Here is a 7786-nt window from a genome sequence, read left to right as displayed (position 1 = left end):
CGAGGAAACGCCAATCGCCGGGGGCTCGGATTTCGCAAGCGGTAGTTGGCGATATCGCGCAAGCTTATTTCCTCTCCCTCGCGGAGCGGGGGAGAGGTGGCTCGGCGAAGCCGAGACGGAGTGGGGGAGCGCCATATGCGATTACCTGCCCGCAAGGAGGGAGATTGGCAGCTTCAGCCTTGGCGCTCTCCCTTCAACGCCGGAGATTAGCGAAGGCCGAGGTGACATCTAATCTCGCCCCTTGCGGGGGAGATGGCCGGCAGGCCAGAGGGGGTGCTGTCGCTCCAGCGTCCGGAAGGCCTGTTCCTTCCGAAGGATCCTTTCAGGCCAGCTTCGCCAGCAGCCGCAGGAACGTCGAGGTCTCCTTGGCGGTCAGCGGCGCCAGCGTCTCCTCGGTGATGATGCGGGCAAGCGGGATCAGCCGCTCGATCGCCTCGCGGCCTTCCGGCGTCAGGTTGACCAGCAGCCGCCGCTTGTCGACCTCGTGCTTGGAGAGCTCGACGAGGCCACGTGCCTTCAGCCGGTCGATGACGCCCTTGACGGTGGCGGCGTCCATCGCGATCAGCGTTCCAAGCTGGTTCTGCGAGGTCTCGCCGATGTCGTAGAGCTTGGCGAGGGCTGCGAATTGCGGCGGCGTCAGATCGCCGATATGGGCGGCGAAGATCGCGACATGGCGCTGATGCGCCTTGCGCAGGATGAAGCCGACCTGGTCCTGCAGATGGTAGTTGTTTTCGTCCGGCTCGTCGGCCTCGACCAGCCGCAGCAGATTGTCCTCGCCGCTCATCTCAAGCCATCCCATGCCTTGATGTCCTCGGCCGCCAGCCCGCCCATGCGGTTGTGGACACGCGGGCCGCAGGTCATGGCGAGGCAGAACAGGATCTCGTCGGGGCGCGGCCCGTCGCTGATGCCGACCTCCATGGCGTCGAAATGGCTGCGCACATAGGCGGCGTTGATGTGACCGAGCGGAACGTCGAGTCGCGAGCCGAAGGCGCCGACCTTCTTGGCCGACGGCACGATCGCCTTGGCGTCGCCCAGCCTCTCGCGCATGGCATAGCCGCCCGGCACATGCCACAGCGCGCCGTGCTCCAGCTCGCCGGCGGAGCCGACAATGGCGCCCTTGCCGTAGCCGTCGATCTTCTTCACGTCGCCGCCCAGCGCGGCTATCAGCCTGTCGGAGAGCAGCAGCCCGAGCGGCTTCAGGTCTTCCATAGCGCCTTGCAGGTCTTCGACATAACGGCCGGCAAACGGGTTCCTGACCACGGCGAGAGCGGCCGCGCGAAGGCGCGGTTCTTTCGTGACGGGGCCGCCGTCGTGGAAAATTTCCTCAGTCAGCACCGCAACCTTGCGGATTGGGAATTCAGGCATGGGCAGTTTCCTTCGCTTTATGCTTGTTGGGCGCGGCGAGCACCACTGAACCACTGATGCGAGTGTCGCCGCCAAGAAACAGCGCCGATGCGACAATCAGGCCGCGCCGGCGAAAATCTTCGGCGACGGCAAGGCCGTTGTCCAGCGCGAGCGCCACCTCGCCGGGCGCAAGCGCGCCGACGCCTTGCGTCACCAGCCGATCGCCGAGATCGCTGTCGGGCGCGAGATCGCGCGCCGGCACGCGACGGATTGCCGGACGCCCGGGCAGGTCAACCGCGTTGGCGATCAGCGTCGCCGCCGAGTCGGCCTCGGCGCCGGTCCGCGCCAGCACCGTCACGGCATCCGCTATGCCCAGCGAAAAAGACCGGCCGCGCCAGCCGCTGGTTGCGATGCCGCGCACGCCGTCTTCGGCACGGATGGTGATGCGATCGGCAAGGCCATGCTCGGTGCCTGCGATGGCCAGCGTCATCGACTGACCGTTGTCGAGATGGAGGGCGCTGTCGCCGCCATTGTTGACATAGGCGCGATCGAGCTTGCGCCCGGCGAGCAGCGCGGCAAGCATTTCGTCGGCTACCGAACCGGCGACGGCGGCCATCGGCGTGATGAAGCTCTCCGCCAGCGGCGCAACCGCTGCTTCCATGCGCCGCGCCGTCGAGCCAGCGAAAGCGCGCGGCTGCAAAGATGCCGGCCGGCGCAGTTCGGGGAGTTCCTCGACCAGCTCGGTCAGCACCGTCTGGAAGCGCGTGACGGCCTGGGCATAGGCGGTACGGCATTCAACGGCATCGCCAAAGGCCTCGACGATCAGGTCGATCGGCCCATGGTTGAGATGAAGCCGCCTGCCGTCGGCGAGCCAATGCGCCTGCGGACCGCTCATCAGTCGGCTCCGTTGGCCCGGCCACGGCGCAACTGCGCCAGCGGCGGCCAGGGGTTGCCGGCCGGCGCGCCGGTACCATGGCGCGGATTGAGGTATTCGCCGCCCTTGGCAAGGATGTCCTCGACGCTGCGGATCTCGCTTTCATAGCCGCCGAGCCGGACATAGTCGTCGCGACGCAGCGTAAACTCGATCGGCGCCACAAGTGCCGGCGTCGGCACATAGCCGAAGGCGCCTTCCGGCACGCGGGTGACATCGACCATCAGCGTGATGCCGCCGCCCGGCCAGACATAGACCGGTGCGCCACCCACTGTCACATAGGTCGTCAGGCCTTGCACCGAGCGGGTGAGGTTGACCGGATTTTCGGTGACGCCGGCGCGCAGCGAGCCGCCGGCGCCGCCGATGAAGAGAACGGTGCACAGTGCCGGCTCGCAATTGTCCTCGATCAGGCCGACGGATTTCTGCAGTCGCTCCGGGAACGGCTTTTCGACCGGCTTCAGTTGATCGTCGAGCTCGTAATAGGCGAACTGCTCGCCCGTGGTCGAAACCATCATGAGCGACAGGCCGGGACGCGCCCCCTTCTTGGCGTTCCAGTCGCCAAGGATCGAAAGCGGATCGGAGATCGTCGTGCCGCCCCAGCCGAGGCCGGGCTCCGAAACCTTGAAATAACGGCCCGGCGTCGAACGGCGGCCGATGATTTTTATCCCCGTATCCTCCCAGCCCAGCACCTTGCCGGCCTGATGCTCGGAGACGACGCCGGTTATGTGGTCGTCGACCACCACAACCTCGTCGACCAGGCCGCGCCACTGCGTGGCGAACATGCCGATGGTGGCCGAGCCGCAGCCGACGCGCATGCGGTGCTCGACCTTGCCGTCGATGACCGGCGCCTTGCCGGCCTCGACGATAACGGTAGCACCGCCATCGATGGTGAGCTCGACCGGCTTCCTGTTGCAGAGGTTGAGCAGCGCATCGCAGGTGGCGCGTCCCTCTGCCTTCGAGCCGCCGGTCAGGTGATGGACACCACCCAGCGACAGCATCTGCGAGCCGTACTCGCCCGTCGTGACGTGGCCTATCGCCTCGCCTTCCGAGCGCACGGTCGCCGTCTCGTCACCGATATGGCGATCGGTGTCGATCTTCACCTTGACGCCGCAGTAGGAGAAGATGCCTTCGGTGACGATGGTGACGAGATCGACGCCCTCGACCTCTTGGCTGACGATGAAGGGCGCCGGCTTATAGTCCGGATAGGTGGTGCCGGCGCCGATCGCGGTGACGAAGCGCCGGCCGGTGTTGACCAGTTCGCCGCTCCAGGCTTCGCCCTCGGCGACGAAAGGCACGACCACGCCGCCGGTCTCGGCTGCATGGTCCAGGATGGTCAGCGGGTCCATGCGCACGATGCGGCCGCCGACATTGCCATAGCGGTCGCAGGCGCCGGTGCGGCCGTCGGCGATGTAGCACATGACCGGGCAGGCATCGCAGCGGATCTTCTCCGCCACCTGCTTCTCGCCGGGATCGTGGGTTTCGAAACGTTCGGCAAGCTCGCTCATCGGCGCGCCTCCTTGTCGCGGATCGCCGCCAGGATGCGGCTCGGCGTCGCCGGCACTTTGGTGACCAGGACGCCGGCGGCATGGCGGATGGCGTTGAGGATCGCCGGAGCGGTCGGGATCAGCACATGCTCGCCCAAGCCCTTGGCGCCGAAGGGTCCTTCCGGGTCCGGAACCTCGACCAGTATGTGTTCGATCGGCGGGACGTCGCCGATGGTCGGGATGAGATAGTCGTGCAGGTTCTCGGTGCGGCCGGGGATGTACTCCTCCATCAGCGCCATGCCGATGCCTTGGGCGATGCCGCCCTCGATCTGGCCCTCGACCAGGACCGGATTGATCGCCTTGCCGACATCATGCGCGGCGGTGATCTTGATCAGCTTCACCGTGCCGAGCTTGAGGTCGACCTCGAGCTCGGCGATCTGCGCGCCATAGCCATAGACCGCGTAAGGCTTGCCCTGGCCCTTGGCGTCCAGCGGCAGCGTCGGCGGGTCGTAGGTCTCTTCGGCGCGAAAGACGAAGCCGTCGGCGTCGGGTTCCAGAGTGGAGAGATCGATACGCCGCGTCGCGTCGCCTTCGCGGATGGAGATGTTCGCGCCGTCGAGCGCGATCGTCGCCTGGCCGGAGACATTGGCGAAGCGCAGGATTTTTTCACGCAGCGCGCGTCCGGCCTTCTCGGCGGCCTTGCCGGTCACAAAAGTCTGGCGCGAGGCCGATGTCTTGCCGGCGTCCGGCGTGATGGCGGTATCGGCGCTTTTCAGCCGGAATTTGTCCAGCGGCAGGCCGAGCGCGTCGGCGCAGATCTGGGTGATGACCGTGTTCGAGCCCTGGCCGATATCGACCGCGCCCTGATGCAGGACGACATCACCATCGACCGAGATGCCGACCTTGATGGTCGAGGGATTGGGCAGCGAGGTGTTGCCGCAGCCATACCAGCAGGAGGCAATGCCGACGCCGCGCTTTTTCCCCGTATTGGTGGCGTTGAATGTCTCAGCGTCGGCAAGCGCGCGCGCCCAGTGCGGGCGAAGCGACTCCAGGCATTCGCCGATGCCGACGCCCGACTCCAGGAGTTGGCCCGTCACCGTTTCGCAGCCGTTACGAAGGCAGTTCTTCAGGCGGAAATCGAGCCGGTCCATGCCCAATTTGCCGGCGAGCTCGTCATAGAGCGTTTCCTGCATGATGGTCGCCTGCGGCACGCCGAAGCCGCGGAAGGCGCCGGCGATCGGGCCGTTGGTGTGGATGGCGTAGCCCGTCGCCCGGTAGTTCGGCGTGAGATAAGGGCCGGAGGCATGCACCGGGACGCGGTTGGCGACGGTCGGGCCCCAACTGGCGTAAGCGCCGGTGTTGAAATCGCCGGAAAAGACCATGCCGGTGACGCGGCCGTCGGTGTCAGTGCCGATGATCGCCTGCATCTCGGCCGGATGGCGCTTGGTGGTCGACATCATCGATTCATTGCGCGTGTAGGCAAGTGCCGCCGGCCGGCCGGTCTTCATCGCCACGAGGCCGATGAGAGGCTGCAGCGAAACATCGAGCTTGGAGCCGAAGCCGCCGCCGGTGGCGGTCGGCACGATGCGCACCTTATCGACTGGAAGGCCGAGCACCTTCGCCGTGTCATCGCGGTCCATATAGGGCGCCTGGGTGCAGGCAATGACGACCAGCGTGTCGCCTTCCATGTAGGCATAGCCGGCTTCCGGCTCGATATAGGCATGCTCGACGAAGGAGGTCTCGATGGCGCCGGACACGGTGACGGCAGCGCCGGCCAATGCGGCCTCCGGATCGCCGCGCTCGACGAAGCCGGAGGTGAGCAGGTTCGCCGGCCGGTGGCTGTGGATCAGCGCAGCGCCGTCGGACTTCGCCTCGCCGGGCTGCAGCACATGCGGCAGCTCCGTCCAGTCGATCGGAAAATCCGTCAGGTCGAGATCGAGGATCGCCTCGCGTTCGCCGGCCACCAGCGCCACCGCCTCGCCGCGCAGGCGCGCGAAACCTTCCGCGAGAGCCGGCTGATCGGCAAACGGCCCGATAGCGCCGAAGCAGTTGTGGCCCGGGATGTCGGCCGCGGTGAAGACCCCGGCAATGCCCGGATGAGATCTGGCCCAGGCTTCCAGATCGCCGAAGCTGAAGCGGGCATGATAGTGCGGTGAGCGAACCACGAGCACGGCGAGCGCATCGGCCGGAAAAGAGTCACCGCCGAACTTCTCGCCGCCGGTAACCTTCGGCACGCCGTCGAGGCGGATCGGCGAAGCGCCAACGGCGCGGCCCGCGGCCGGCATGCGATTGTCAAGGTCGCGGTCTGTCCCGCAAGGCTGGCGCTGCCCCTCACCATTACCCTCTCCCCGTGAAGGACGAGGAGAGGGGGTCGCCGGCGTCGGAGCGCTTGCCTTCTCCCCGTCGCTATACGGAGAGAAGGTGCCGGCAGGCGGATGAGGGGCGCCGACCTTCGAAGGTTCGCTCGCGCGCCGTGCCGCATCCATCACCGCCGCGATGATCTTGCGGTAGCCGGTGCAGCGGCAGAGCACGCCGCCGAGCGCGTCCTGCGTCTCGGCCTCGCTCGGCGTCGGGTTGCTCTCCAGAAGCGCAGTGGCCGCTACCAACAGGCCCGGCGTGCAGATGCCGCATTGCGCGGCGCCATACTGCAGGAACGATGCCTGCAGGGCGGAGAGCCGACCGTTGGCGAGGCCCTCGACCGTGGTGACGGCGGCGCCGGAAACCGAAGCTGCCGGCACGAGACAGGCGCAGACCGGATCGCCGTCGACCAGCACGGTGCAGGCGCCGCAATCGCCGGCGTCGCAGCCGACCTTGGTGCCGGTCAGCCGGAGCTCGTCGCGCAAAACTTGCGACAGGCGCCGCACCGGCGGCACCGAGACGCTGACGGCAGTACCATTGACCGCGAAGGCGATGTCGGCTCGCGCCATGCTCGTGGACGGCCGGGCTTTGCCAATGTCGGGCCGCGCTTCGTTCATGCCGCCACCTTGCTTTCACCCAGGCCGACGGCGGCACGCACGGCGCGGGCGACGATCTCGCGTGCCGCATCCAGCCGGTATTCGGCGCTGCCGCGGACATCGCCGATCGGCGACAGTTCATCGATCGGCGCGGAAAGGACCGCGTCGGCGGGTGCCCCGTCGATCAGGCGCCCGCGCAGGGCCGCCTCGACGCCGGCAAGACGGCGGGCGACGGCGGAGCAGGCGCCGACGGCGATAGCAGCATCGGCGATTGCGCCATCCTCGATCACCAGGCGAACCGCAGCCATGGCAATCGAGATGACCAGATAGCGCCGGGCGCCAAGCTTGACGAACGCCGACGCGCCGAGTGTCGACCGCTTCGGGACGCGAATGGCCGTAGCCATCTCGTCAGGCTGCAGCGCGGTGCGGCGATTGCCGAGGATGAAGTCACCGAGCGGCAAATGGCGGGTTGCTTTCGCCGACCGCAATTCGACGTCGGCATCGAGCACCATAAGCGCCGGCACGCCATCGGCGGCGGGCGAGGCGTTGCAGAGATTGCCGGCAACGGAGGCGACATTCTGGATCTGGACGGAGCCTACCTCGCGCGCGGCCGCCTTCAGCGCATCGAACGCCACGGGGAGCGGATGGCGCACGATGTCGGTCCAGGTGGTGCGGGCGCCGATCCGCCAATGCACATCGGCCTCGGCAATCCCGCGCAGTTCGGCGAGACCGTTGATGTCGAGGACATTGTCGCGAAAAGGTTTTGCGCCCTGCGCCGGATAGAAATCCGTGCCGCCGGCGAGGATGCGCCAGCGATCCTCGCCAAGCAGAGCGAGCGCCTCGTCGACCGTGGTGGGTTTCGCGTAACGGGTCACGCTTTGCCTTCCCAGAAAGGGGCCTTTCCGAGGGAACCTGCCGGGCATCAGGCTCGGGCAAATTCATTCGTATGCAAATGATATCAACTTCGCCGCAATTGTCAAAGCGGAGGTTGCCGAAGAGGCTTCCCGAGCGCCGCCACAGCTTTGTTATGCCGGAGGAGGTTGACGCCACCGGCCATCTGGTCAAGGTTCTGC

At 66.9% G+C, this 7786-nt stretch carries 6 protein-coding genes; all 6 read right to left on the bottom strand.

Annotation, left to right across the window (positions count from 1 at the left end; translation table 11 throughout):
* Positions 1-322: 322 nt before the first annotated feature.
* Genes AC4FWB_RS30580 through AC4FWB_RS30555 form a run of 6 tightly spaced genes read right to left on the bottom strand, consistent with a single transcriptional unit; the run spans position 323 to position 7588 of the window.
* A complete protein-coding gene (locus AC4FWB_RS30580) occupies positions 323-784 on the bottom strand; it encodes a MarR family winged helix-turn-helix transcriptional regulator (RefSeq protein WP_491029953.1) in 462 nt (153 codons plus the stop codon).
* The gene (locus AC4FWB_RS30575) at positions 781-1365 is read right to left on the bottom strand and encodes an amino acid synthesis family protein (protein ID WP_491029947.1); all 585 of its coding nucleotides are present in this window, start codon (positions 1363-1365) and stop codon (positions 781-783) included. Before AC4FWB_RS30575 ends, AC4FWB_RS30580 begins: the two co-directional genes overlap by 4 nt.
* Entirely contained in the window at positions 1358-2239 is an 882-nt protein-coding gene (locus AC4FWB_RS30570) for a UPF0280 family protein (protein ID WP_491029946.1), read from the bottom strand. The genes AC4FWB_RS30575 and AC4FWB_RS30570 overlap by 8 nt, the downstream gene beginning before the upstream one ends.
* Entirely contained in the window at positions 2239-3780 is a 1542-nt protein-coding gene (locus AC4FWB_RS30565; RefSeq protein WP_491029945.1) for a 6-hydroxynicotinate reductase, read from the bottom strand. Before AC4FWB_RS30565 ends, AC4FWB_RS30570 begins: the two co-directional genes overlap by 1 nt.
* The gene (locus AC4FWB_RS30560) at positions 3777-6734 is read right to left on the bottom strand and encodes a molybdopterin-dependent oxidoreductase (protein ID WP_491029944.1); all 2958 of its coding nucleotides are present in this window, start codon (positions 6732-6734) and stop codon (positions 3777-3779) included. Before AC4FWB_RS30560 ends, AC4FWB_RS30565 begins: the two co-directional genes overlap by 4 nt.
* A complete protein-coding gene (locus AC4FWB_RS30555) occupies positions 6731-7588 on the bottom strand; it encodes an FAD binding domain-containing protein (RefSeq protein WP_491029943.1) in 858 nt (285 codons plus the stop codon). The genes AC4FWB_RS30560 and AC4FWB_RS30555 overlap by 4 nt, the downstream gene beginning before the upstream one ends.
* Between the last annotated feature and the right edge of the window lie 198 nt (positions 7589-7786).

The sequence above is a fragment of the Mesorhizobium sp. LEGMi-168a genome (assembly GCF_058312955.1).
This window is presented reverse-complemented; position numbering and strand designations above follow the sequence as displayed.

Coding starts and splice junctions, on each gene's coding strand:
- AC4FWB_RS30560 (WP_491029944.1), bottom strand. CDS start 6,734: ATGAACGAAGCGCGGCCCGACATTGGCAAAGCCCGGCCGTCCACGAGC.
- AC4FWB_RS30580 (WP_491029953.1), bottom strand. CDS start 784: ATGAGCGGCGAGGACAATCTGCTGCGGCTGGTCGAGGCCGACGAGCCG.
- AC4FWB_RS30575 (WP_491029947.1), bottom strand. CDS start 1,365: ATGCCTGAATTCCCAATCCGCAAGGTTGCGGTGCTGACTGAGGAAATT.
- AC4FWB_RS30570 (WP_491029946.1), bottom strand. CDS start 2,239: ATGAGCGGTCCGCAGGCGCATTGGCTCGCCGACGGCAGGCGGCTTCAT.
- AC4FWB_RS30565 (WP_491029945.1), bottom strand. CDS start 3,780: ATGAGCGAGCTTGCCGAACGTTTCGAAACCCACGATCCCGGCGAGAAG.